At 69.8% G+C, this 21,657-nt stretch carries 27 protein-coding genes and 2 tRNA genes; 20 read left to right on the forward strand and 9 right to left on the reverse strand.

Annotation, left to right across the window (positions count from 1 at the left end):
- Positions 1-390 precede the first annotated feature (390 nt).
- The 4 genes from ACY0PA_RS15070 (at position 391) to ACY0PA_RS15085 (ending at position 5,454) form a co-directional block, all read left to right on the forward strand.
- Positions 391-1,038: an HNH endonuclease family protein gene (locus ACY0PA_RS15070; protein ID WP_473085112.1), complete on the forward strand. Its 648-nt coding sequence runs from the start codon at positions 391-393 to the stop codon at positions 1,036-1,038.
- Positions 1,039-1,133: 95 nt separating this feature from the next.
- Positions 1,134-2,789 carry an alkaline phosphatase D family protein gene (locus ACY0PA_RS15075; protein WP_473085113.1) on the forward strand — a complete coding sequence of 552 codons (1,656 nt, stop codon included), beginning with the start codon at positions 1,134-1,136 and terminating at the stop codon, positions 2,787-2,789.
- Positions 2,790-2,966: 177 nt separating this feature from the next.
- Positions 2,967-4,928: an FAD/NAD(P)-binding protein gene (locus tag ACY0PA_RS15080; protein ID WP_473086325.1), complete on the forward strand. Its 1,962-nt coding sequence runs from the start codon at positions 2,967-2,969 to the stop codon at positions 4,926-4,928.
- A 58-nt stretch (positions 4,929-4,986) separates the two neighbouring features.
- Entirely contained in the window at positions 4,987-5,454 is a 468-nt protein-coding gene (locus ACY0PA_RS15085) for a DoxX family protein (protein ID WP_473085114.1), read from the forward strand.
- Between the two features lie 121 nt (positions 5,455-5,575).
- Here ACY0PA_RS15085 and ACY0PA_RS15090 read toward each other — a convergent pair whose 3' ends face one another.
- The gene (locus tag ACY0PA_RS15090; protein ID WP_473086326.1) at positions 5,576-6,220 is read right to left on the reverse strand and encodes a superoxide dismutase family protein; all 645 of its coding nucleotides are present in this window, start codon (positions 6,218-6,220) and stop codon (positions 5,576-5,578) included.
- 262 nt (positions 6,221-6,482) lie between these two features.
- Here ACY0PA_RS15090 and ACY0PA_RS15095 point away from each other — a divergent pair, with 262 nt between their 5' ends.
- Positions 6,483-7,109 carry a DedA family protein gene (locus ACY0PA_RS15095; protein ID WP_473085115.1) on the forward strand — a complete coding sequence of 209 codons (627 nt, stop codon included), beginning with the start codon at positions 6,483-6,485 and terminating at the stop codon, positions 7,107-7,109.
- A gap of 61 nt (positions 7,110-7,170) precedes the next feature.
- Here ACY0PA_RS15095 and ACY0PA_RS15100 read toward each other — a convergent pair whose 3' ends face one another.
- Positions 7,171-7,413, reverse strand: coding sequence for a DUF2277 domain-containing protein (locus tag ACY0PA_RS15100; protein WP_100591958.1), 243 nt, complete (start codon positions 7,411-7,413; stop codon positions 7,171-7,173).
- A gap of 130 nt (positions 7,414-7,543) precedes the next feature.
- Between ACY0PA_RS15100 and ACY0PA_RS15105 the strand changes: the two genes are divergently transcribed.
- Positions 7,544-7,888 carry a hypothetical protein gene (locus ACY0PA_RS15105; protein ID WP_473085116.1) on the forward strand — a complete coding sequence of 115 codons (345 nt, stop codon included), beginning with the start codon at positions 7,544-7,546 and terminating at the stop codon, positions 7,886-7,888.
- Between the two features lie 24 nt (positions 7,889-7,912).
- On the opposite strand, the gene ACY0PA_RS15110 is transcribed toward ACY0PA_RS15105, so the two are convergent.
- The 6 genes from ACY0PA_RS15110 to ACY0PA_RS15135 form a co-directional block, all read right to left on the reverse strand.
- On the reverse strand, positions 7,913-8,092 hold the full coding sequence (locus ACY0PA_RS15110; RefSeq protein ID WP_473085117.1) for a hypothetical protein: 180 nt from the start codon (positions 8,090-8,092) through the stop codon (positions 7,913-7,915).
- A gap of 455 nt (positions 8,093-8,547) precedes the next feature.
- Positions 8,548-8,647: transfer RNA gene (locus ACY0PA_RS15115), tRNA-Val, on the reverse strand.
- A 403-nt stretch (positions 8,648-9,050) separates the two neighbouring features.
- Complete coding sequence (locus ACY0PA_RS15120; protein WP_473085118.1) at positions 9,051-9,353, reverse strand: hypothetical protein; 303 nt, start codon at positions 9,351-9,353, stop codon at positions 9,051-9,053.
- 1,547 nt (positions 9,354-10,900) lie between these two features.
- Positions 10,901-11,314: an NUDIX hydrolase gene (locus tag ACY0PA_RS15125; protein WP_473085119.1), complete on the reverse strand. Its 414-nt coding sequence runs from the start codon at positions 11,312-11,314 to the stop codon at positions 10,901-10,903.
- Between the two features lie 55 nt (positions 11,315-11,369).
- Positions 11,370-12,035, reverse strand: coding sequence for a YdcF family protein (locus ACY0PA_RS15130; RefSeq protein WP_473085120.1), 666 nt, complete (start codon positions 12,033-12,035; stop codon positions 11,370-11,372).
- Entirely contained in the window at positions 12,032-12,826 is a 795-nt protein-coding gene (locus ACY0PA_RS15135; protein WP_473085121.1) for a GntR family transcriptional regulator, read from the reverse strand. The genes ACY0PA_RS15130 and ACY0PA_RS15135 overlap by 4 nt, the downstream gene beginning before the upstream one ends.
- Positions 12,827-12,985: 159 nt before the next feature.
- Between ACY0PA_RS15135 and ACY0PA_RS15140 the strand changes: the two genes are divergently transcribed.
- From ACY0PA_RS15140 to ACY0PA_RS15200, 13 genes are all read left to right on the forward strand, one after another.
- Positions 12,986-13,315 carry an SCO3933 family regulatory protein gene (locus ACY0PA_RS15140; RefSeq protein ID WP_473085122.1) on the forward strand — a complete coding sequence of 110 codons (330 nt, stop codon included), beginning with the start codon at positions 12,986-12,988 and terminating at the stop codon, positions 13,313-13,315.
- Positions 13,316-13,317: 2 nt separating this feature from the next.
- Positions 13,318-14,658 carry an FtsK/SpoIIIE domain-containing protein gene (locus ACY0PA_RS15145; protein WP_473085123.1) on the forward strand — a complete coding sequence of 447 codons (1,341 nt, stop codon included), beginning with the start codon at positions 13,318-13,320 and terminating at the stop codon, positions 14,656-14,658.
- Between the two features lie 80 nt (positions 14,659-14,738).
- Positions 14,739-14,933 carry a hypothetical protein gene (locus tag ACY0PA_RS15150; RefSeq protein ID WP_266743997.1) on the forward strand — a complete coding sequence of 65 codons (195 nt, stop codon included), beginning with the start codon at positions 14,739-14,741 and terminating at the stop codon, positions 14,931-14,933.
- A gap of 2 nt (positions 14,934-14,935) precedes the next feature.
- Positions 14,936-15,112, forward strand: coding sequence for a hypothetical protein (locus ACY0PA_RS15155; RefSeq protein ID WP_473085124.1), 177 nt, complete (start codon positions 14,936-14,938; stop codon positions 15,110-15,112).
- Between the two features lie 76 nt (positions 15,113-15,188).
- Positions 15,189-15,857 (forward strand): DUF2637 domain-containing protein, encoded by a 669-nt coding sequence (locus tag ACY0PA_RS15160; protein ID WP_473085125.1) that lies wholly within the window; start codon positions 15,189-15,191, stop codon positions 15,855-15,857.
- 15 nt (positions 15,858-15,872) lie between these two features.
- Positions 15,873-16,061 carry a mobile element transfer protein gene (locus ACY0PA_RS15165; RefSeq protein WP_473085126.1) on the forward strand — a complete coding sequence of 63 codons (189 nt, stop codon included), beginning with the start codon at positions 15,873-15,875 and terminating at the stop codon, positions 16,059-16,061.
- Between the two features lie 11 nt (positions 16,062-16,072).
- Complete coding sequence (locus ACY0PA_RS15170) at positions 16,073-16,228, forward strand: hypothetical protein (RefSeq protein WP_266743993.1); 156 nt, start codon at positions 16,073-16,075, stop codon at positions 16,226-16,228.
- Positions 16,229-16,252: 24 nt separating this feature from the next.
- Positions 16,253-16,558, forward strand: coding sequence for a SpdD protein (locus ACY0PA_RS15175; protein WP_473085127.1), 306 nt, complete (start codon positions 16,253-16,255; stop codon positions 16,556-16,558).
- Positions 16,559-16,652: 94 nt separating this feature from the next.
- The gene (locus tag ACY0PA_RS15180) at positions 16,653-16,838 is read left to right on the forward strand and encodes a hypothetical protein (protein ID WP_473085128.1); all 186 of its coding nucleotides are present in this window, start codon (positions 16,653-16,655) and stop codon (positions 16,836-16,838) included.
- Positions 16,839-16,843: 5 nt separating this feature from the next.
- Positions 16,844-17,089, forward strand: a complete 246-nt coding sequence (locus ACY0PA_RS15185; RefSeq protein ID WP_473085129.1) for a hypothetical protein — start codon at positions 16,844-16,846, stop codon at positions 17,087-17,089.
- Positions 17,086-18,483 carry a replication initiator protein RepSA gene (gene repSA, locus ACY0PA_RS15190; protein WP_473085130.1) on the forward strand — a complete coding sequence of 466 codons (1,398 nt, stop codon included), beginning with the start codon at positions 17,086-17,088 and terminating at the stop codon, positions 18,481-18,483. The genes ACY0PA_RS15185 and repSA overlap by 4 nt, the downstream gene beginning before the upstream one ends.
- On the forward strand, positions 18,480-18,692 hold the full coding sequence (locus ACY0PA_RS15195) for a helix-turn-helix domain-containing protein (protein ID WP_473085131.1): 213 nt from the start codon (positions 18,480-18,482) through the stop codon (positions 18,690-18,692). Before repSA ends, ACY0PA_RS15195 begins: the two co-directional genes overlap by 4 nt.
- A complete protein-coding gene (locus tag ACY0PA_RS15200; protein WP_473085132.1) occupies positions 18,692-19,825 on the forward strand; it encodes a tyrosine-type recombinase/integrase in 1,134 nt (377 codons plus the stop codon). Before ACY0PA_RS15195 ends, ACY0PA_RS15200 begins: the two co-directional genes overlap by 1 nt.
- A 92-nt stretch (positions 19,826-19,917) precedes the next feature.
- On the opposite strand, the gene ACY0PA_RS15205 is transcribed toward ACY0PA_RS15200, so the two are convergent.
- A tRNA-Val gene (locus ACY0PA_RS15205) sits at positions 19,918-19,992 on the reverse strand.
- 185 nt (positions 19,993-20,177) lie between these two features.
- On the opposite strand from ACY0PA_RS15205, the gene ACY0PA_RS15210 reads away from it, so the two are divergent.
- On the forward strand, positions 20,178-21,593 hold the full coding sequence (locus ACY0PA_RS15210) for a hypothetical protein (protein WP_473085133.1): 1,416 nt from the start codon (positions 20,178-20,180) through the stop codon (positions 21,591-21,593).
- Positions 21,594-21,657 lie beyond the last annotated feature (64 nt).

Raw genomic sequence — 21,657 nt, forward strand, 5'->3', positions numbered from 1 at the left:
ACACAGGTGTGCACGCGGATGAATCACTGCTTTGCCGAAGGTCTCGCTGGCCGGACCGGGTGTACGGGTCCTGCCTCCGGGCGCCGGCTCAGAACGAGCTGAGCAGTATGTCGACGGTCCGGCGAAGAGCTACTCCCCTTCTGCGCCGTCCATCGTACGCGAACTGCTGAGCGAATCGGCATGACCCGCGTCACACCCGTACGCGCCGCCCCGGTACCACCGGCCCGCACCCCACGTCACGCCCGCTCCCCCGGAAGTCACGTCCGCCCCCTTGATGTGTACGCGTCTTTGACGCGACCCTGTCACTCGGCGCACATCTCCCGGAAACCCCGGGGCGCCAGCATGGCCGGGCCCGCTCGGTCAACTTCCCCCCACTTCAAGGGAGTTCACATGCGCATGTTCTACGCGCGTCGACGCGCCGCCGCACTCGGCGCCGTCACCGCCGTCGTCTCCGCCCTCACTCTGCTGAACGGCCCGGCCGCGCAGGCCTCTCCCCCCACCCCGGTCAGCGGGGCCACCGCCCGCACGTACCTCTCCGAGCTCACGGTCAAGGCCGAGGGCTCCTCCGACGGCTACAGCCGCGACCTCTTCCCGCACTGGATCACCCAGTCCGGCGCCTGCAACACCCGCGAGGTCGTCCTCAAGCGCGACGGCACGAACGTCTCGCAGGACTCCAGCTGCGCGGCCACGTCCGGCAGTTGGTACTCCGAGTACGACGGCGCGACCTGGAGCGCGGCGGCCGATGTCGACATCGACCACATCGTTCCGCTCTCCGAGGCCTGGAAGTCCGGCGCCAACGCCTGGACGACCGCCCAGCGCCAGGGATTCGCCAACGACCTCACGCGGCCCCAGCTCATCGCCGTCACGGACAACGTCAACCAGTCCAAGGGCGACCAGGACCCGGCCAAGTGGATGCCGTCGCGCACCGCGTACAAGTGCACCTATGTCCGCATGTGGGTGCAGGTGAAGCACTACTACAACCTCTCGGTGGACTCCGCCGAGAAGAGCGCGCTGACCTCGTACCTCAGCGGCTGCTGACCCCTGGCGCGAAGATCTGGATCCCGGCTCCCCGGAACCACCCCGCCGGCCTCCGTCGTTCCGTACCGTACGGGGCGACTGAGGAGGCTGATCACGTGGCACGGCTACGACTTGGACCGCTGCTGAGATACGTGGACGAGTCGTCGGCGACCGTCTGGGTCGAGGCGAGCCGTCCGTGCACCGCCGAAGTGCGCTGCGCGGACGGCTCGTCCGGCCGTGCCCGCACGTTCCAGATCTGCGGCCACCACTACGCGCTGATCCCGGTGACCGGCCTCACGCCGGGAAGTGCCACGGCCTACGAGGTGGTGCTCGACGGCGTCCAGGTCTGGCCGCTCGCCGACTCGCCCTTTCCGCCGAGCACGATCCGCACGCCCGCGTACGACGACGCGGCCCGCCCCGTCCGTATCGCGTTCGGCTCGTGCCGCTGGGCCGCGCCGCCCGCCGACGACCACGACCCCGTCGGCCCGGACGCCCTGGACACGCTGGCCACCGAACTCGCCGCCGCGCCCGACGCCGAGCGCCGCCCCGATGTACTGCTCCTGCTGGGCGACCAGGTCTACGCGGACGAGACCTCACCGGCGACCCGGCGCTATCTCGCGGCCCGCCGCGACCTGCGCGACGCCCCGGGCAACCAGGTCGCGGACTACGAGGAGTACACCCGGCTCTATGACGAGTCCTGGCTCGCCCCCGATGTGCGCTGGCTGCTGTCCACCGTCCCCTCCTGCATGATCTTCGACGACCACGACGTCATAGACGACTGGAACACCAGCGCCTCCTGGCTCGCGGAGATACGGGCCACCGACTGGTGGAACGAGCGGATCCTCAGCGGCCTCATGTCGTACTGGGTCCATCAGCACCTGGGCAATCTGGCGCCCTGCGAACTGGCCGCCGACCCCGTATACGCGGCGGTGCGCGCGGACCCCGACGGGACGGACGCGCTCAGGGAGTTCGCCGCCCGCGCCGACGCCGACCCGACCTCCGTGCGATGGAGCTACCGGCGCGACTTCGGCCGCGTACGGCTCCTGATGGTCGACACGCGGGCCGCCCGCGTGCTGGCCGAGACCGACCGGTCGATGCTCGATCCGACGCAGGCGGCGTGGCTGCGGGAGCAGGCGCTGGAGTCCCCCGGCGCGTACGACCATCTCCTGATCGGAACGTCACTTCCCTGGCTGCTGCCGCATCTCGTGCACGACGCCGAGGGGTGGAACGCCGCGCTGTGCCGGGGCGAGCGCGGCGCGCGGTGGGCCAGGTTCGGCGAAAAGCTGCGCAGGCGGGCCGACTTGGAGCACTGGGCCGCGTTCCCCGCGTCGTTCGACGCGCTGACGGCGCTGATCGCCGAGGCGGGCAGCGGCGAGGGCGCGCCCGCGACCGTGTGCGTGCTCTCCGGCGACGTCCACCACGCGTACGTCGCCGAACCCGCCTGGCCCGACGACACACCGGCCCCGGCCGCGCGCGTCCTCCAGCTGACCTGCTCGCCGCTGCACAACTCCATCCCCGGCTCGATAAAGCTCGGATTCCGCTTCGGCTGGAGCCGCTTCGGCCGCGCCCTCGGACGGCGCTTCGCCCGGCACGGCCGGCTCACCACTCCCCCGGTCTCCTGGCGCAAGACGGGCGGTCCCTGGTTCGGCAACCAGCTGATGACACTGACGCTGCGAGGCCGCGCGGCGCGACTACGGCTCCAGGAGGCACAGCCGGTGCCGGGCGGAAGGCCCAGGCTGCGGGAGGCGGCGGACATCGTGATGAGTGAATGACCGTACCGAGGGAGTGAGTGACCGTACCGTCTCAGTGACCGTACCGAGTCGGTGACCGTACGGAGTGAATGTCGTGAATGACCGTGCGTGACCAGGCCTGTCGCCCACGGGGCCGCCCGGTGAAGATACGGCGCACACCCGGACTCCGCTCTTCCCTTGACAGGGCGACCCGGCATGATGAGCGGACGTTCCGCTTCCAGCAGCCCCACATGCCCCTGGAGTCCCTCTTTGTCCGCAGTGTGCTCGGCGCCGGCCGCAGCCATAGTCGGCGCGGGCCCGCGCGGCACCAGCGTCCTCGAACGACTCTGTGCCTCCGCCTGCGAGCTCCTGCCGCCCGGCGCCCGCCTCACCGTCCATGTCGTCGATCCGGCGCCGCCGGGAGCGGGCAGCGTCTGGCGGACATCACAGGCACCCGAACTCCTGATGAACACCGTCGCCTCACAGGTCACGCTGTTCACCGACGACAGCGTGGACTGCTCGGGTCCGATACGCCGGGGGCCGAGCCTGCACGAGTGGGCCCAGCGCCAGGGACTCCCCCTCGGCCCCGACGACTACCCGTCCCGTGCCCTCTACGGCGAGTACCTGGAATGGGTGTTCGCCGACACCGTGGGCCGCGCGCCCGACGCCCTACGCGTTCAGGTGCACCGGGCGCGAGCCGTGCGCCTCGACGATGCGGACGACGGCCGCCAGACCCTCGTACTCGACAACGGGCAGGAACTGACCGGCCTGTCCGCCGTCGTCCTCGCCCAGGGCCATCTGCCCGCGGCGGCGAGCCCCGCGCAGACGCGCCTCACCGAGTACGCGCTCCACCACGGCCTGCGCCACGTGCCGCCCGCCAACCCGGCCGACCTGGATCTCTCCGCCCTCGCCCCGGGTGAAGCCGTCGTGCTGAGGGGCCTCGGCCTCAACTTCTTCGACCACATGGCGCTGCTCACCGAGGGCCGCGGCGGACGCTACCGCCGCACGTCCGCAGGGGAGTTGCGGTACAAGCCCTCGGGCCGCGAGCCGCGTTTGTACGCCGGTTCGCGCCGCGGCATCCCGTACCAGGCGCGCGGCGACAACGCCAAGGGCGCGTACGGGCGTCACGAACCGGCCGTCCTCACCGCCGAGGCCATCGCGCGCTTCCGCAAGCGCGCGGACTCGGGGGACGCGCCGGACTTCCTCGGCGAGATCTGGCCGCTCGTCGCGAAGGAGGTGGAGACCGTCTATTACGAGACACTGCTGCGCCGCGCGGGCGCGGGGGACGCCGGTTTCCGCGAAGGCTTCCTCGCCGCGCCGCACCAGAGCTCCGAAGAGGCCGACGTCCTGTACGAGTTCGGGATTCCGGAGGGTGTCCGCTGGTCCTGGGATCGCATCTCCCGGCCGCACGCGGAGTTGCACTTCGACTCGCCCGACGCGTGGCGGACCTGGCTCCTGGCCCATCTGCGCGAGGACGCGGCGCACGCCGCACTCGGCAACGTGGACGGCCCCGTGAAGGCCGCCCTGGACGTGCTGCGCGACCTGCGCAACGAACTGCGCCAGGCCGTCGACCACGGCGGGATCGGCGGCGGCTCGCGCCGCGACCACCTCGACCGCTGGTACACCCCGCTCAACGCCTTCCTGTCGATCGGCCCGCCCCGGCGGCGCATCGAGGAGATGACCGCGCTCGTCGAGTCCGGCGTCCTGACGGTGATCGGGCCGCGCCTCGACGTGCGGAGCGAAGACGGCGCTTTCGTCGCGCACTCGCCCGATGTGCCCGGATCATCCGTGAGAGCCACCACACTCGTCGAGGCGCGACTGCCGGGGACGGACGTGGCGCGCACCGGCGACCAACTGCTCGCCGGGCTCCTGAAGACGGGCCACGTCCGGCCGCACACACTCGACGGTTACGTAACGGGCGGGGTGGACGTGACACCGCGCCCGTACCGCCTGATCGACCGTCAGGGCAGGCCACACGCACGGAGGTTCGCGGTCGGCGTGCCCACGGAGGGGGTGCACTGGGTGACCGCGGCGGGGGCCCGCCCGGGGGTGGATTCGGTGACCCTGTCGGACGCGGACGCGGTCGCGCGAGCGGCCCTGCGGACGGCCGCCGAGGACCGCACAGAACCCGGCACGGAGTGCCAATCTTGGCCGAAAGTTGAACTTGCAAGCGTTGATTAGGGTCCCCTAACCTGTGGCCTCCATCGGTTCGTCCCCGACCGACACAAGGAGTCCCCCTATGACTGGACGTCTCAACAGCGCCCAGCCCTACGCCCTCGGCCTGTTCCGCATCATCGTGGGCCTGCTCTTCGCCTGCCACGGCGCCGCCTCGCTCTTCGGCGTCCTCGGCGGAGCGATGGGCGGCGGCACCGTCCCCACCGGCACCTGGCCCGGCTGGTACGCGGCCGTCATCCAGCTCGTCGGCGGCGCCCTCGTCGCCCTCGGCCTCGGCACCCGCGCCGCGGCCTTCATAGCCTCCGGCTCGATGGCCTACGCATACTTCAAGGTCCACCAGCCGGAGGCCCTGTGGCCGCTCCAGAACGGCGGCGAACCGTCCGCGATGTTCTGCTGGGCCATGCTGCTCCTGGTCTTCACCGGCTCCGGGGCGCTCGGCTTCGACCGGCTCTTCACGGCACGCGGCGAGAGCAAGGCCCAGACGCCGGCCGCTTCGGCTTCGACGTCTGAGCGGGAGCCTGCGGCGGCTTGATGCACTGCCTGTCTGATGCACTGCCTCTGTCTGATGCACTGCCTGCTTGTGTCTGATGCACTGCCTGCTTGATGGCTTGACCGCTTGATGGGGGTGCCGGCGCGCGAGTGCCGGCACCCCCTCACCTCCCCCGGTGACCCGGCTCAGCCGACACCGGCTCGAACGACGCCGGCTCGAACGGCACCGTGAAGCACGCGATCCGGGCGCCCGCTCCGCCCGGCATCCCGTGCAGCACCACGGACCGCGCCCCGCCAGGCCTGAACTCCCAGCCCTGCCGCGCGGTCGCCGCCCCCGCACCGTGCGCGTCCGTGGTGAAGTCGAGCCAGACCTCGTTCTCCGGGTTCGCATAGGCCGGGTCCTTCGACGGCCGCACCGGATCCTCGCGGTGCTGGTAGTGCCCGCCCGCCGCGGCCGGATCCCCGCCGCACTCATCCTGGTGCACATGCGCGCCGTACACGCGCCCCGCGGCGAGCCCCTCGACCCGCACGCTCACGCTCATACGACCGTGCCCGCCGCGCTGAACGACCTCGATCCGCGCCCCGGCGGGCACGAGCTTCATGTCGTACGTGACCGCGGGCGACGCCACGAAGGCGTTCGGCGGCGAGAACCGCGCCGCCTCCCGCACCCCGTAACGAGCCGGCTCCGCCGCCCCACGGCCCGCCGACCAGCCGCCCGCAGTCCCGTGGCCCGCAATTCCGCTGCCGGCCGCGAGCACGGCCGCCGCCACCGCTCCCACCACCGCTCCCACCACGATTCCTGCCGCCATCATGCGCTCCTCCTGCTCACACTCTCCCGCTCACGGGTCCTCCCGCTCCGTAGTTCGTACGGGGTTACCGGGGCGTACCGCGCCTGCGACGCGGCACCCGGGTGAACGCGACGTGGAGAACACCTGAGCCCCTGGTGACCCTCCAGCCACAACCGAGGCGTACGCTGTACAGCTGTCATCAGCCGCCCCTGCCGCTCCCCGCGACATCGCGGCGTCAGTCGCCGACCGGGGAATTCACGAACACGGATCACGGGGGGTCGCGTTGCTGGAGAGTGTGGGGTCGCTGACCGGCGGTCCGTGGATCTACGCGGTGGTGGCCCTCTCGGTACTGCTCGACGTTTTCCTGCCCGTCCTGCCGAGCGGCGTCCTGATCATCACCGCGGCCACCGCCGCGGCGGCCGGCACGGGGACGGCGGCCGGGCAGGTGACGCCCGAGGTGCCGTCCATCCTGGCGCTAGTCCTCTCGGCGGCCACGGCGTCGGTACTGGGCGACCTGGTCGCGTACCGCATCGCCTGGCGCGGCGGCGAACGTCTCGACCGCGCGATCTCCCGCTCCCGCCGCCTGACCAGCGCGCAGGAACGTCTGGGCGGGGCGCTGGCGCGCTCCAGCGGAGGCATCCTCGTGGTCATCGCCCGCTTCGCCCCGGCGGGCCGATCGATCGTCTCGTTCGCGGCGGGCACGGCTCATCGCCGGGTCCGCGAGTTCCTGCCGTGGTCCGCCCTCGCGGGCGTGGCCTGGGCGGGCTACAGCGTGGCCCTCGGCTACTTCGGCGGCCAGTGGCTCGGCGCGAGCTGGCTGGCCACGGGGGTGTCACTGCTGGCGCTGTTCGCGGCAGGGGCGGGGGCCGCGTTCCTGATGCGGCGACCGGCGGCGGAACGGGCGAGCTGACCCACCCGAGGCCCACCCAGGCCCACCCGGGCCCGCCCCGGGACCTGGCTCGACCCCTCGCCTAGGCGGCCGGCTCCTGGGCCAACTGGCGTCCCTGGCCACGGATTTCGAGCCCGTCGAGCAGCTCGGCGGTCGCCTGGGCGACGACATCGACGGCCCGGTCGAACACCTCCTTGTTGTGCGCGGCGGGCGCCCGGAAGCCGGACACCTTGCGCACATACTGCAGGGCTGCGGCCCGGATCTCCTCCTCGGTGGCCTCTTCGGGGAGGACGGGCGGGCGAAGGGTCTTGATGCTGCGGCACATGCCTCCAGTCTCGCGCGCTCCCCCGCCCTCGCGCACGCCTTCGCAAAGAACCCGTGTTCGAAACACACGTACGAATGAACACGCCCCTCATCGCTCGCCTCAAGAAATCGAACAGGCGTAGCATTGCCGCGTGGCAGCGACCTATGACTTCCCGAGTGACCTCCTGGCAGGCCAGGAGGAGCTGCACCAGGTCAGGGCGGAGCTCCTGACCCTCCTGAAGCGGCTTCCCTGGTCGGTGGACCCCCTCGACGGGTTCAACGACGACCACGGCTGGCGCAAGCGCGAGCGCCCCGCATCCCCTGGCTGGTCCCCGGACGAACAGGCCGAGGTCGAAAAGCTGCGGCAGCGGGAGCGCGAGCTGGCGGTCTTCGTGACGTGCCACCGCTACTGGAAGGACGTATCGGGCCCGGACAAGGTGGACGCCCGCATGTACCTCAAGCACGCCCGCGAGGACCGCGCCCCGGAACCGGAGTAACCAGACGCCGCCTGCGGCAACACCTCAGGCGGCGTTGTTCACGCCACCCTCACGCATGGCGGCGGCCCACTCGACCACGAGCGCCTCGTACGCCACCCGTTCCTCCGCACTCAACCGCCCCCCGGCGCGCAGCCAAAGGGCACGTATCTGCTCGTTCACCTCGGCGGCAGGCCGCACGGTCGCGGGTTCGGAAGTCGTGGCCATAACGTGAAGCCTACGTCCACACACGTGAAGGCCGCGTGAAACCCCCGCGGAGTGACGGAAGTTACGACGTCACGCGCACCGCGCGACGACAACACACCCACCCCACGCAGACATTCCACCCTCCTCCGAGCCCACATAACGGAAGACCCCTTTGCAACTCCTTCACATGACGCATAATGCCCCTTCTGCATACGCACCATCTCAGGGGGACACAACCGTTGCGCACGCAGGCGTGTGCCCGTCGAGGGACACGAGCGCTGCGGGGCATGAGAGGAGACGACTCGTCCGTACGCGGTATCGACGCCGACTGCGATCGGCTCAGGACCCCTCTTCCGCGTTGATCACTCCGCCCGATTGACGCGTTCGCCTCGAGTCGATCTCCCCAAAAGCCCCTGACGAACCACGAAGGGCCCCGCACCGTGATCGGTGCGGGGCCCTTCGCAGGTCAAACCCGGTGGGCGCGGACGGTTTCGAACCGCCGACATCTGCCTTGTAAGGGCGGACGTGGTGGGCAGCGAGGACGCCCAGGTCACTCCAGCTTTGGAGGACGCGCACGTCACTAGCGCATCTCGGCTGATTCGAACCGTCGTTGACCGTGGTTGACCGCGTTATGTGGCACGGCTGTGGCACGCGGGCCCCGGGTGCTGAGTCACGTGATGAGAAGCGCCCCATCTTGCCTGACCGCCACCCCATGGGGGAAACCACTATGGCCAGGGGTCCATGACCTGGCCGTTCTCGGCTCGTCTAGGTAGCTGACCTGCCACTGGTTGTCGACGTCGGTCACCATTGAGCCCCTTCGCACGGCCCACAGACGGCCCAAGAACGGAGCGCTGCCGCGCTGCCGCAGGGCACCTGGGGCTCGGTCACCAGCAGTGCCCCACGCTCCCGCGCTCATGCTCCGAGAACGGAGAAACCCCTGCCCATCGAGCAGGGGTTTCGTTTGCCAAGATGCACTCAGCTACTCGGCTCGCCCGTCGGCTCGCTCGTCGGCCCGCTCGTCGGCTCGCTCGTCGGCCCGCTCGTCGGCCCGCTCGTCGGCTCGCCCGTCGGCCCGCCCGTCGGCCCGCCCGTCGGCCCGCTCGTCGGCCCGCTCGTCGGCCCGCCCGTCGGCCCGCCCGTCGGCTCGCCCGTCGGCCCGCCCGTCGGCTCGCCCGTCGGCCCGCCCGTCGGCCCGCTCGTCGGCTCGCCCGTCGGCCCGCCCGTCGGCCCGCCCGTCGGCCCGCCCGTCGGCCCGCCCGTCGGCCCGCCCGTCGGCCCGCACGTCTGGTTGCCGCCACCCTGCTGATTGCCCTGACAGACTGGCCCGGTGATTGTTGAATCAATTATTTGATTGATTTGGTTGAATACCTGGTTGACCACCGTTGTCGGCAGACCGAGGCTCTGCGCCTTGGCCTGTGCAGCCGCTGTGGCCTGCGCCCTCGCCTGCGCCGGGGAGGCGCCTCCACTTATGGCCGCTTTTGCTGCGCTCGTTCCGGCTGCTGCGACAGCCGACGCCCCAGCTGCACTTCCTGTGGAATCCCCTCCCGCACTTCCCGTGCAGGACGCGGAACCTACGGAGAAAGGCCCTGCGCCTGTGACAGCCGTCGGTCCGATACGGCCGTCAGAAGAGGAAGGCACACTCATCCCTCCGGGCGAAACGGTGAATGTTCCGTTGGGAGGGAAACTCTCGCCTGTCAGGGTCCCTCCGGCGACCCGGCATGTTTGATTCGGGACAGCGGAGGCCCACTCCACCGAGCTGAAGGGAATTCCTCCGATGAGTGCGGCTATTGCGGCGGCGCTGAGTACTGCTTTCCTTCGCATGAAACTCTCCTTTGCCTGCGCTTCAACTCTCGGCGACTGGAGAAGTGTCAGTCCGGACAACAGCAGGCTAACTCGGCTACTCCACGGGCGCACCTAGGGTTGCAAGCACCAGTGGAGCGCATTATCCTTTGGCGCATTGCTGAGCAACTCGTGGGTTGGTTGATGAAGCGGGCAGGGCATTTCCGTGACTGCAACCAGCCCTCTCTGACCCCTCTGACCTGCTGTGGATGGGTGGTGAGCCGACCCTCCACAGCAACTTCAATTTCCTATGGGGTACGCACTCATTGGAAAATCCGGTTACCGTGAGGCTTGAAATTTCGGAGCTGTGGCCGTTGCCGGACGGAACACATCAATGTGCGCCTAAATGCATGGAGCTCGACCGTGGTTGCGGTCCGTATGGGCCCGGAAACAACACGCCGCCAAAATCGGATCAGAATACCAACCGGCCCGATAGCGGATTTGGCACGACTGCCGGGGACGGCACCGAGTGACTACGCGGTCTGACTGAGGGCCAAGCCCGCAGCCACGTCGTACAGCCAGATCGTCGAATTTTCGCGGGAGGGCAAACGCGGGCGTTTTCCCCTCCCGCTCCACCACCGCTCCCCAGCTCCCATCCCGTCCGCCGTCGACCCACACACCGTGGAGCGGACGTGGTTCATGGCGTCCAGGTGGAGCGCGCCACCGTACGAACGACCTGGACGCCATGGGCCGCGTCTGCTCGGCTCTGCCTGGGTCGACGGCGGACGGGATGGGAGTCCACCACGCTCACCCACGAACCGGCCGGCACTCGCGCACGGCGCTGCCTCCATCCCAGAGTCTGAGCGCCCCCGCCGGAGGCATGTCTTTGGCCCGCGGATGACGTTCTCGCTTCCGCCCGCATGCACGCAGCGCGCCGCCGGGCGCGGCCAGCCGGGGCGCAGACAGGAGGCAGGCCGCGCCGCAGAGGCGGCGCGCGCCCGCGCCGTGCGCGGGCCTTGATGAGGTAGAGAAACCTGTAACAGCTCGGCCTTAGAAGGCTGTGGCCGTGACCTTCCGGCCGTCGTGGGAGCGCACGTGAACTGCGGATTCTTCGAGGGCGTCCAGGACCCGGATCGCGAAGACCTCGCCCATTCGGTCGGCGATCTCGTCACGGGTGAGCCACTCGACCGCCGCGGATTCATCGGACAGCCGCTCGTGCCCGCCTTCGACGTGGCACAGGAAGACCAGGGCGACGATGCCTCGCGTGGTGTTCTTGTAGACACCGGTCAGCCGCTCGGCCTGGACCTTCAGTCCCGTTTCCTCGAAGACCTCTCGGCGTACCCCGTCCTCCGGGGCCTCCGTCAGTTCGAGCACCCCTCCCGGCGGTTCCCACATCCCGTTATCGGCACGCCGGATGGTCAGCACCCTCCCGTCCTCACGCACCACCACGCCGGCTACAGACACTGAGTGGAGCGGCGTTGACGACTTCTGCGAGAGCTCGCTGTTGATAGACAAGGGCTCAACCAGAAGGCTTGTCGGTGGTGAGAAGTCGACTCGTGAAGCCTTCTCGGCACAACCGCTGGTATGCCTCCAGCACGTCATTCGGTACCGGCTGCCTGATCATGAATCCTTGGTCCGGGTAGATCAGCAGGCGCTGTAGTGCGCCCACGAGCATGTCGATTACCAAGCGCGCGTCTTGGATGGAGTCGACGTACTCGTCGAGCGTCATCGGCGTGGAGGCGCTGACGATCTCCACCTCGGGCCACAACCTACGAGCCGTGGCATACGCCCGCCGCTCCTCGTATGGCTTGCTGATCAGGAGGACCGAGGACACCTCGATCCCAGCCTCTTCGAGCAAGTCCCTGGAGAAGCGGATGTTCTCACCGGTATTGCGAGCACGCGGCTCAACGAGCACGGCCGAGGATGGGACGCCAAGCTCAAGCGCCCGCTCTCGGTAGTGGACGGCTTCACCGCGTGGCATGCGTTCGCGTGTCGTGGGGCTAGTGGCACCGGTGAACACAAGCAGGGGAGCCATGCCACGCTTGTACAGGGCTACCGCCGCGTCGGCCACGCCAAGGTCATGGCTGCCCAGACCGATTGCAACCGAGCACGGCCGGACCGCGTGGCCCATCTGGTGGTAGTCCCACAAGCGTTGCGTGTCTGCCCATGCCTGCGTCGAGATCATTGCTGCTCTTCCCTCTCCTTCGCCGTGTCCGGGACCTTGAAGTCGTATTCCCAGGCAAAGCGCGAGGCTGCATGCACGCCGATGGCGAATTCGACCACTGTGCCCGCGGCTGTGTAGGTCGTCCGGTGCAGCTCGACGACAGGTTCACCTGCGGGTAGCTGCAAGAGCTTCACCTCGTCCGGCGTTGCGGCACGGGCGAAGATCGCTTCCTTCATGTGGTCGATCTCGTAACCCGCGTCGTAGAGCACGCGGAATCCGCCGCCGCGCCCTGCTGGCCCTGGTGTGGGGTCCACAATGCGGGTTCCCTCAACGTGCTCAGGCCGGTAGTAGCTGGTCAGCGTGTGCGTCGGCTGCTCGCCCTCCTTCACCAGTCGCGCGCGGGCGTACACCTCAGCTCCCGCAGGTAGTCCGTGCGCGGCCGCTACCGAGGGTGGGGCTTCAACGAGATTGACGGTCTGGGTCTGCTCGTTGCGCTGATAGCTACGCCCGGAGGCCACTCGGTCCGCGATGAACGCGACCTCGTCACCGTCCCGCCACTTGGCCTTGTCGTACCGGGCAATGCCAAGCCGCTTGAGCGGTACCTGTTGCCGTACAACGGTGCCGTGTCCTCGCGATGAGGTGACCAGGCCTTCGGTTTCAAGAGCCTTGTAAGCGGCGTGGACTGTGGACTTGGAGCCCTCTCCCGCTTCGACGAGCTCTCTGATGTGCGGTAGCTGCTGGCCCGGAGCGTAGTCACCCCGCTTGATCTGCTCGGCCAGCTTGTCTGCCAGCTCTCGCCACTTGGGCGCCATTACGAACCCCTCTCGACAGGTCAAGTCAAACACAGTCCCAGGACTGTTGACAGTCCCAGGACTGCGCGCGACTGTCTTCCCAGGCGCTTCGCAGTCCTAGGACAGCGGATCGCAAGGGCCCTTCTTTGGGCTGCTCCGACGTCAACTCAGGGAGTACTGATGCCGTCCTTCAAGATCGACCTTTCGACCGCTGTCGTCTTCGTGGCCACGCCGGCTGTGCCGAAGGTGCTCAGCAAGCAGACTGGCGAGCGTGCCGTGGACCGTGAGACGAAGGCGCCTCTGTCGACGGTGGGCCTTCTGGTCTCGGATGAGGGGGAGGGGAACCTCTACCAGGTGACGGTGCCGGAGACGGGTATCCCGGAGAGCCTCGTGCCGGGTACGCCGGTCTCGGTGATCGGACTCAAGGCCCGTGACTGGGAGAACGAGTTCAACGGGCAGAAGCGTCACGGCATCTCGTTCCGCGCGATCGCGATCACGGCGGGGGCCTGATCATGGCTGACCTGTCCACGTGGCTGGAGGCGTCCGGGGCCATAGCCGGTGCCGGCGGCGTCGCCTACATGAAGGTTCGCGCGCCGCGTGCGTACTGGAGGGTGATCGGTCTTCCCGTCACGTGGGGTCGGTTCGCCTCGAAGTACCGGACCACGATGGACGTGTGCGGCCTGACGGTCCAGCCGTCCGGGTTCCGGGCGTTCATGGTTCGCAACGTCGCCCGCAGTCAGGTTCAGCCGGTGGCGCCCAAGGTTCGCCGGGTGCGTGGTACCTCGACCGGTCTTCGGGTCACTCTGCGACTGCCTGCCGGCCTGGAGCCTGCGGACATTGCGGCTGCTTCCGAGCGTCTTCGCCATGCCTGGGGCGTGCACGCGGTGAACGTGATCCTGACCAAGCCCGGATATGTGGAACTGCGCATGACCGGGTTCGACGTGCTGGAGCGGGTTCGGATGCCGCGCAAGGCGATGCCGCATGACCTGGTGGTGCCGGTCGCGCTGCGCGATGACGGGACCGCGTACGAGCGGGACTACCGCAAGGTCCCGCAGGCCCTGACCCTCGGCGCCACGCTGTCGGGTAAGTCGATGTACCAGCGCAATCTGATCAAGGGGCTGGCTCAACTGCCGGTCGCCCTGGTGGGGATCGACTGCAAGCGCGGTGTCGAGCAGTCCCGCTACGCGGCCCGTCTGTCGGCGTTGGCGACCAACCCGAACGATGCCGCGTCCCTGGTTGATGTGCTGGTGGCGGAGATGGAGGACCGATTCGACCTGCTGGCCAAGCACGGGGCGTCGGACCTGTGGTCTCTGCCGGAGCGTTTGCGGCCGGCGCCGGTTGTGGTCCTGGTCGATGAGATCGCGGAACTGTTCCTGATCGCCTCCAAATCCGATGAGGCCCGCCGTGAGCGGATCGTCACGGGCCTGATCCGGCTGGCTCAGCTCTCCCGCTCGGTCGGCATCTATCTGGAGATCTGCGGGCAGCGCTTCGGCTCCGAACTGGGCAAGGGCGCCACCATGCTCCGTGCTCAGCTCACCGGCCGTGTCGTGCACCGGGTCAACGACAAGCAGACCGCCGAAATGGGCCTGAGCGATGTGGCCCCCGAAGCTGTACCGGCCGCTTCTCTCATCCCTGCGGATCGTCCTGGTCTCGCGGTGGCGGCGGACTCGTCCGGCGGCTGGTCCCGTATCCGCACCCCGCAGATCAGCGAGGCCGAAACCGTGGCCGTCTGCCGGGAGTTCGCCCATCTGATCCCGGATCTTCCGGCTCTGGACCCGTTCCGCCCGGCCGTGCCGCTGGATCCGACGCTGATCATCCCGCCCATGCCCACTGAGGCCCCGGCGACTTCCTGACACTCCTGTTCCACCCGGTTGGCGTGACCGCCTTCGCGCCAGGTCCCTACCCGAGCCATGCCCGAAACAGGAGGAAACCCGTGTACGAGCAGTCCGACTTCATCCGCACCCTGCGCCTGCTCAGCGACCTGATCGGCTACTCCCACGGCCGCGACGCCGACCGGGACTTCCTCAAGGCCGTGGGCCCCTCGCTCGCCGCCTCGATGCCCGCCGGCTGGTTCCCGCCCGGCTTCGACCCCACCGACGGCCCCCAGTACCCCGGTTCGGAGCGGTGACCGTGGCCGCGAAGAAGCAGACCCCGCCCCGCCCGCCGGCCGCGACGCAGTGCGACCCGTGCAAGGGCACCGGAGAGGTCCCCGTCTCGGTCCGCGTCGGCCGCAAACGCCGCGTCGTCGGCCAACAGAACGGCCTGTGCCTGAACTGCCTCGGCACTGGCGACGCCGCCACCGACTGAACACCGCCGGGACCGGGCGGCCGGACAAGATCCCCGCCCCGCCCCGGCCCCAACCCCCTTGAAGGAGGTGAAGACCGTGAACCGCTCGATCCGCCCCGACGCCGTACTCGTACAGGCCGTGATCGCCGGCGCCTTGTCCTTCGCTCACCTGCACGACATCGCGGCCGCCGCCGGACAGGACGGGTGGAAGGCGTGGGCCTACCCGATCTCGGTCGACTTGCTGCTGGTGGCTGCCTGGCGCCGGCTGCGGACCGCGCGCCGTGACCGCGCCGCATGGACCTGGTTCGTGATCGCCCTGTTCGCCTCGCTCGGCGCGAACATCGCCACCGCCGGACTCCTCGACCTCACCCAAGTACCGGCCTGGCTACGGATCCTCGTGGCCGGCTGGCCCGCCCTCGCGTTTCTCGGCGGAACGCTCCTCGTGCATTCACCGGCCATCCCGGCACCGGCTCCGGAATCGCTCGTCTCGGCTCCGGTCGCGGCTGAACCAGCGGCTACCGAGACCGAGATGAGCCGCGAGGACGAAGCGCCCCCGCCCCCTGCTCCCGAACTGCCTGCCGCAGAGCCGGTTCCCGTCGCGAGTGCGCCGAACGTGCCGCCCGCGCTCCTCGACCACGCCCGCAAGATCGCCGACACGCACCGCGTCACAACCGGCACCCCGATGGCACCGGACGCGCTGCGGGCCCGCCTCGGCCTGCCCGCCCCGATGGCCGACGCCATCGCCACGGAACTCCAACTCACCTGATCAGAAAGGACAGCCATGCCCGCCTACCGGCAGTTTCGCAACGTGCGCCAGTTCGGCCCGGTGAAGGTCGCCAGCTTCCACGACGGACGCGGACGCGACAGGCACGCCGCTGCTTGCACCGCTCCCCGCTGCGACTTCTCCGCCGAATACGACAACCGCTCCGCCGCCGAACTCGCCGCGCGTACCCACCGCTGCACCGCCTAGGAGGCCCCGCCATGGACGTCCCGCTCTGGCTCGCACTGATCGCCGTCGGCGCCCTCGGCGTCAAGCTCGTCCGCCCGCCGTGGTGGCTCGTGGCCGTGCTCCTGCTCGGCGGCTACCTCCTCGCCGGCAGCTTCCTCGGCCCTGCCATCGGCACGGCCGTCAAGTAACCCCACAGGCAAGGGAGAAGACCCGTGTTCACTCCGAAGTACCCGCCCCTGGACACCGCCCCCCAGACGCCGACCGTGGTCCCCACGAGCGCCCACCCGGCCCCGGTCGTCCACACGCCGACCCCGATGGCCCCGGCTCCCGTGCGGCCCACGATCCAGCTCACCCCCGGCGCCGTCGTCGGAGTCGTCGCCGGCGGAACCGCCGTGGTCCTCGTCGTCGGCGCGGTCCTGGTCTCGATGCTCCTCGCGGTCGCCGTCACCGGCGTCTCCGTCGCACTGGTCGCCGTCGTGCTCCGCCTGCTCCTCAAGGACCTGCACAAGACCCGCTGAACGGCCCCCGGGGCGGCCTCGGTCGCCAAACTTCCGCCGCCCCGGGCGCCTACCCACCTTCCAGATCCAACGGACCCGAAAGGGAAGCCTCATCATGCCCCAGCACACCCAGACCACGCCCGTTTGCCCGGCCTGCGACGGCTTCGCCTCCGCCGCGATCACCCTCGGCGGACGCGACCGGCACGGCCACCTGCGCACCATCACCGCCCACTGCCCTGCCTGCCACGGCACCGGCACCCGCACAGCCCGCCGCCCGCTCCTCGTTCCGGCGAGGAGCTGAGCGCGATGGGACTCCTGAACTGGTCCTCCAACGAGCACTTCGACCACTCCGGCGACTGCGCCTGCTCCCAGTGCGGCAAGCCCACCCCGATGCGCTCACACGCAGGTGAGCCCGTCCACAAGGTGTGCGCGGAGGACTGGAACGACCGCAACCCGAACTCCCCGCGCCACCAGCACGAGGGCCGCGACCTCGGAACCAGCCGCTACCACTCCGACCCGCCGCGCAAGAGCCGCAAGGACGGTGCTCAATGACCTTGACCGCCACTGCGGCGGGCCTCGACCCGATCACCCTGGGGGACCTCCTCAGGGTGGCCGGATCGGACGGCTTCGACCGCTGGCAAGACCAGATCCGCCGCACCGGAGGCTGCTCCGACCCGATCCGCCTCAGCGGCGGGACCAAGACCCTCGACCCGGCCACCGGCACCGTCCTGCACTCGTACACGACCGACAACGAACCGGGCGGCACACTCCGCCTCGCCTGCGGAAACCGCCGGGCCTCGCGCTGCCCCTCCTGCGCCTGGACCTACGCCGGCGACACCTACCACCTGATCCGCGCCGGACTGACCGGCGACCCCGACAAGGGCACCCCGCACACCGTCCGCGATCACCCCCGCGTCTTCGCCACCCTCACCGCGCCCTCGTTCGGACCCGTCCACAACCGGCCCAGCTCCGGCCGCTGCCGCTGCGGCATCCAGCACCCCGAGAATGCGCCGGAACTCGGCACCGCACTCGACCCGGCCACGTACGACTACGCCGGCGCCGTGCTGTGGAACAACCACGCCGGGCCCCTGTGGCGGTACCTGACGATCTACCTTCCGCGCGAACTTGCCGCTCGCGTCGGGATCACTCAGCGAGAGCTGAAAGATCAACTGCGCATCTCCTACGGCAAGGTGGCCGAGTACCAAAAGCGCGGCGCGATCCACTTTCACGCCGTGATCCGCTTCGACGGACCCGACGGGCCGGACACTCCGCCCCCGGCGTGGGCCAGCCTCGACGTGCTTGAGGATGCGCTTAAGGCTGCCGCCGCCCGTACCCGCATCGAGATCCCTGCCGCCGGCGACCAACCCGCCCGTGTCCTGCGCTGGGGCACACAGCTCGACGTACGGCCCATCGTCGCGCTTGGCGCCGGTGAAGACCTCACCGAACAGGCCGTGGCCTCCTACGTCGCCAAGTACGCCACGAAAGCGGCCGAAGCGACCGGCACCCTCGACCGGCGCATCGGGGAGATGGCCGAACTCGACAAGGCCCCGGACCTGCCCGACCACACGCGCCGACTCATTCGCGCGTGCCGAGACCTCGACGACCTGTACCCGGACCGCAAGCTCTGGGCCTGGGCTCACATGCTCGGCTTCCGCGGCCACTTCTCCACCAAGTCCCGCCGCTACTCCACCACTCTCGGCGCCTTACGGCAGGTCCGCGCCGACTACCGCGCAGCCCAGCAACGCGCCGCCCTCGGCCTCCCCGACCCCGACGGCGACCCGGAGGCGACCACGCTCACCCTCGCCCACTGGACCTATGCCGGCCACGGCCACACCCCCGGCGAATCCTGGCTCGCCGCCAACATCTGCCGCGACATCGCGCAGAACCGCGAGACCGCACGCGAAGCCCTACGCGACCAGCTCGCCACGGAAGGAGCCGCAGCATGAAGGACCGTTACCTCAGCGTTGACCAGGTCGCCGAAGTGCTTGGGACCTCGTCGCGTTTCCCCCGCCGCCTGGTAGCCGAGCGGCGCATCACCTTCGTGAAAGTCGGCCGTCATGTCCGCATCCCGGAGAGTGCTGTGGACGCGTACATCACGGAGCACACCGTGGAGCCGATTAATGGCCGTACTTCGCGCCTCAAGGCGGTGGCCTGATGCCTAACGCCAAGGGACGCCGTCGCCGCTTCGGCTCCGTGCGCAAGCTTGCCTCGGGACGCTTTCAGGCCCGCTACCGAGGTCCGGACGGTCTGACGCACACAGGTGACACGACCTTCGCCACGCAGACCGACGCGGACCGCTGGCTCGTCAAGCAAGAGGCAAAGATCCTTGATGGCGACTGGAAGAACCCTGACGTCAAGATCGCGTTCGGGGACTTCGCGGAGGCATGGTTCAAGGACCGCGACTATGCGGCCACCACGCGGGAGCGCAACGCTGTCGTACTCAACCGATTCATCCTGCCGACGTTCTGCGTGGTCCCTCTGCGGGAGATCACCACCCCGCAGGTACGACGGTGGCGTACGGATCTCCTCGACGCGGGCGTCGGCGCGGCCTCCATCGCCAAGGCGTACCAAGTCCTCCGCGCGATCCTGCACACGGCCGTGGACGACGGGCTGATCGAGCGCAACCCGTGCCGGATCAAGGGCGCCGGATCAGTCACGCACACCGAGCGGCCGTTCCTCTCCGTTCCGGAGGTGTACCGCCTGGCCGACGCTGTTCCGCCCCACTGCCGCGCGCTGATCCTCCTCGCGGCGTTCTGCGCTCTCCGCTTCGGCGAGCTGGCGGCTCTCCAGCGCCGTGACATCGACCTGGAGGCCCGTACCGTCTCCGTCCGCCGCGCCTATGCCGAGACGCGCGCCGAAGGCCTCACCGTCAAGGCTCCCAAGAGCGCGGCCGGTGTCCGTACCGTCGCCTTTCCGGCCTCCCTTGCCGAGGAGTTGGCGCACCACTTGGCTGAGTACGCGAGTGCCGGCCGAACTGGGCTCGTTTTCGTCGGGGCCCGCGGTGGGGTCCTGCGCCGGAACAACTTCCGGCGGATCTGGCTCCGCGCGCTCACCGCGACCGGCCTGGGCGACGTCCACTTTCACGACCTCCGGCACACCGGCAACACGCTCGCTGCGACGGGCGGCGCCTCCACGCGGGAGTTGATGCACCGCATGGGGCACTCGTCCGTGCGGGCAGCGCTGATCTATCAGCACCTCGTCAACGGTCGTGACCACGCGATCGCCGACTACGTGGACGGCCAGATCAGGAAGGTGAAGCGGCCACCTCACGGCCCATCTGGCACGTAAGTGGCACGGCGCCGAAGAGCGGCCGCGAACGACTAAGGCCCAGGTCCCCGGATTCATACCGGTTGACCTGGGCCTTACTCATGTCCCGAGACTGGTGGGCGCGGACGGTTTCGAACCGCCGACATCTGCCTTGTAAGGGCAGCGCTCTACCACTGAGCTACGCGCCCGGGATGATTCGACAGCCTACCTTGCCCGTGGTGGTGCCCCGCAAACCCGTATCGGCGGGGGTGCCCGGCAAAGTCCCAGGGCCGAGAGCGAACTATCCGGCCCGTGTGTTCGTCATTAACCGGTGGGAGAATGACAGCGGGCAGGGCGGATGAGTGCACGGGCGAGGGCAGCACGGGAGAGGGTAGTGACGGCGACACCACCGATGCGGCCGTATGTGTCGTCGATTCGACCGCACGCGAATGCGTCGTCCATGCGACCACGCGCCGCGCTACGCGCTCTGCGCGATCTGCTCGGGCTCGTTCTGCTGCCGCTGCCTCTCGTCGCCGTAGCCGTCGCTGCGGCGCCGGCCGCGTTCGCCGGGGGCGGCACCCGGCGCTGGTTCGGGCGCGGGGAGGGCCAGCGGGCGGAGGCGCAGGCCGCCAAGGACGCCGCCGCGGCCGCGTTCTACGAACTCGACACCGCCCAGCGCGATCTGCGGATCTCCATCGAGACCATCACGGCCGTCGACGACTCGCCCGCCGCGCGCCGCACCGTCTCCGACTTCGAGGCCCTCGGCCGGCGCATCGACGAGGCCAGCCTGCAGTACATCACCGCGGTGGACGCGCACGACCTCGACCGGGACGACCTGGAGGCATCGGTCGCCTCGCGGGCACGCGCCGAGCTGAGCCGGGCCAAGGACGAGCTGAGCAAGGTGAAGCTGGACCTCGACCGGTTCTCGCAGGGCCTCGGGCCGCTGCTCGGGAAGGCGGAGACGCAGCTGGCGCGGCTGGCCCCCGCGGTCGAGCGGGCCCGGCAGGCGCTGCTCGCAGCGAGCAACTCACTGGACGCCGTGCGCGGCGTCGGGCTCAAGGCCGACGATCTCGCCGCCCGCCTCGCCTCCCTCGGACCCGAGCTCACCCGGCTCAACCAGGGCGCGGGCCGGCACGGCGTGCCGGAGACCCTGGAGCGCGCCGAGCGGGTCGCGCGGGATGCGGAAGCCGTGCGGGCCGAGGCCCAGCGGCTGCCGGAGCGCGCCGCCGAGATCGACCGCCGCCTCGTCTCGCTGCGGACGCGCGCGCAGGCCCTGACCACACGGGCCCGGCAGGTCGAGCCCGTCCTGAGCGAGCTGCGCAGACGGTTCTCGGCCCAGTGCTGGCAGGACCTCCAGCATGTGCCGGAGCGCGCCACGGAGAACGTACGGCAGGCGGAGCGGAAGCTGGCCGAGGCGCGTGCGGCGCGGGACGAGCAGCGCTGGCCGGACGCGACGTCGCTCCTGTCGACGGTGCGGGCCCTGCTGAACACGACGGACGAGGACGTGTCCGCCGCCTCCGACCGGCTGCACCGGCTGAACGCCGTGGCGAAGGACCCGCAGCAGGAGATCGACCGGACGCGGTTCGCCATCCGCGACGCGCAGCGGCTCGCCATGTCGGGGCGCAGCACGCCCGAGCCGCGGCACGCCCGCCCCCTCGACGACTCCGTGGCCCGCCTCGAGCGCGCCGTCGCCGCTCTCGAGGGCCGCCATCCTGATTACTGGCACTTCCTCACGGAGACGGAGGCCGTCCGGCAGACGGTCGCCCGCGTCGTCGCGCAGATCAGGGAGGACCGCGGCGCCCCCTCCTGAGCTGCCGCGCTCCTGCCCGACCTGCGGGCCCCGTCCCTGGTGGCGCCCTCGGGGCTACGGGCGG

The sequence above is a fragment of the Streptomyces sp. DS1-CR2 genome (genome assembly GCF_055760475.1).

Bases quoted from the DNA above. Each gene is read 5' to 3' on its own strand.
- ACY0PA_RS15180 (WP_473085128.1), top strand. From the start codon at position 16,653: ATGCCCCAGCACACCCAGACCACGCCCGTTTGCCCGGCCTGCGACGGC.
- ACY0PA_RS15200 (WP_473085132.1), top strand. From the start codon at position 18,692: ATGCCTAACGCCAAGGGACGCCGTCGCCGCTTCGGCTCCGTGCGCAAG.
- ACY0PA_RS15110 (WP_473085117.1), bottom strand. From the start codon at position 8,092: ATGGCCACGACTTCCGAACCCGCGACCGTGCGGCCTGCCGCCGAGGTG.
- ACY0PA_RS15195 (WP_473085131.1), top strand. From the start codon at position 18,480: ATGAAGGACCGTTACCTCAGCGTTGACCAGGTCGCCGAAGTGCTTGGG.
- ACY0PA_RS15085 (WP_473085114.1), top strand. From the start codon at position 4,987: ATGACTGGACGTCTCAACAGCGCCCAGCCCTACGCCCTCGGCCTGTTC.
- ACY0PA_RS15130 (WP_473085120.1), bottom strand. From the start codon at position 12,035: ATGATCTCGACGCAGGCATGGGCAGACACGCAACGCTTGTGGGACTAC.
- ACY0PA_RS15135 (WP_473085121.1), bottom strand. From the start codon at position 12,826: ATGGCGCCCAAGTGGCGAGAGCTGGCAGACAAGCTGGCCGAGCAGATC.
- ACY0PA_RS15080 (WP_473086325.1), top strand. From the start codon at position 2,967: ATGAGCGGACGTTCCGCTTCCAGCAGCCCCACATGCCCCTGGAGTCCC.
- repSA (WP_473085130.1), top strand. From the start codon at position 17,086: ATGACCTTGACCGCCACTGCGGCGGGCCTCGACCCGATCACCCTGGGG.
- ACY0PA_RS15170 (WP_266743993.1), top strand. From the start codon at position 16,073: ATGGACGTCCCGCTCTGGCTCGCACTGATCGCCGTCGGCGCCCTCGGC.
- ACY0PA_RS15145 (WP_473085123.1), top strand. From the start codon at position 13,318: ATGGCTGACCTGTCCACGTGGCTGGAGGCGTCCGGGGCCATAGCCGGT.
- ACY0PA_RS15070 (WP_473085112.1), top strand. From the start codon at position 391: ATGCGCATGTTCTACGCGCGTCGACGCGCCGCCGCACTCGGCGCCGTC.
- ACY0PA_RS15165 (WP_473085126.1), top strand. From the start codon at position 15,873: ATGCCCGCCTACCGGCAGTTTCGCAACGTGCGCCAGTTCGGCCCGGTG.
- ACY0PA_RS15100 (WP_100591958.1), bottom strand. From the start codon at position 7,413: ATGTGCCGCAGCATCAAGACCCTTCGCCCGCCCGTCCTCCCCGAAGAG.
- ACY0PA_RS15090 (WP_473086326.1), bottom strand. From the start codon at position 6,220: ATGGCGGCAGGAATCGTGGTGGGAGCGGTGGTGGGAGCGGTGGCGGCG.
- ACY0PA_RS15140 (WP_473085122.1), top strand. From the start codon at position 12,986: ATGCCGTCCTTCAAGATCGACCTTTCGACCGCTGTCGTCTTCGTGGCC.
- ACY0PA_RS15185 (WP_473085129.1), top strand. From the start codon at position 16,844: ATGGGACTCCTGAACTGGTCCTCCAACGAGCACTTCGACCACTCCGGC.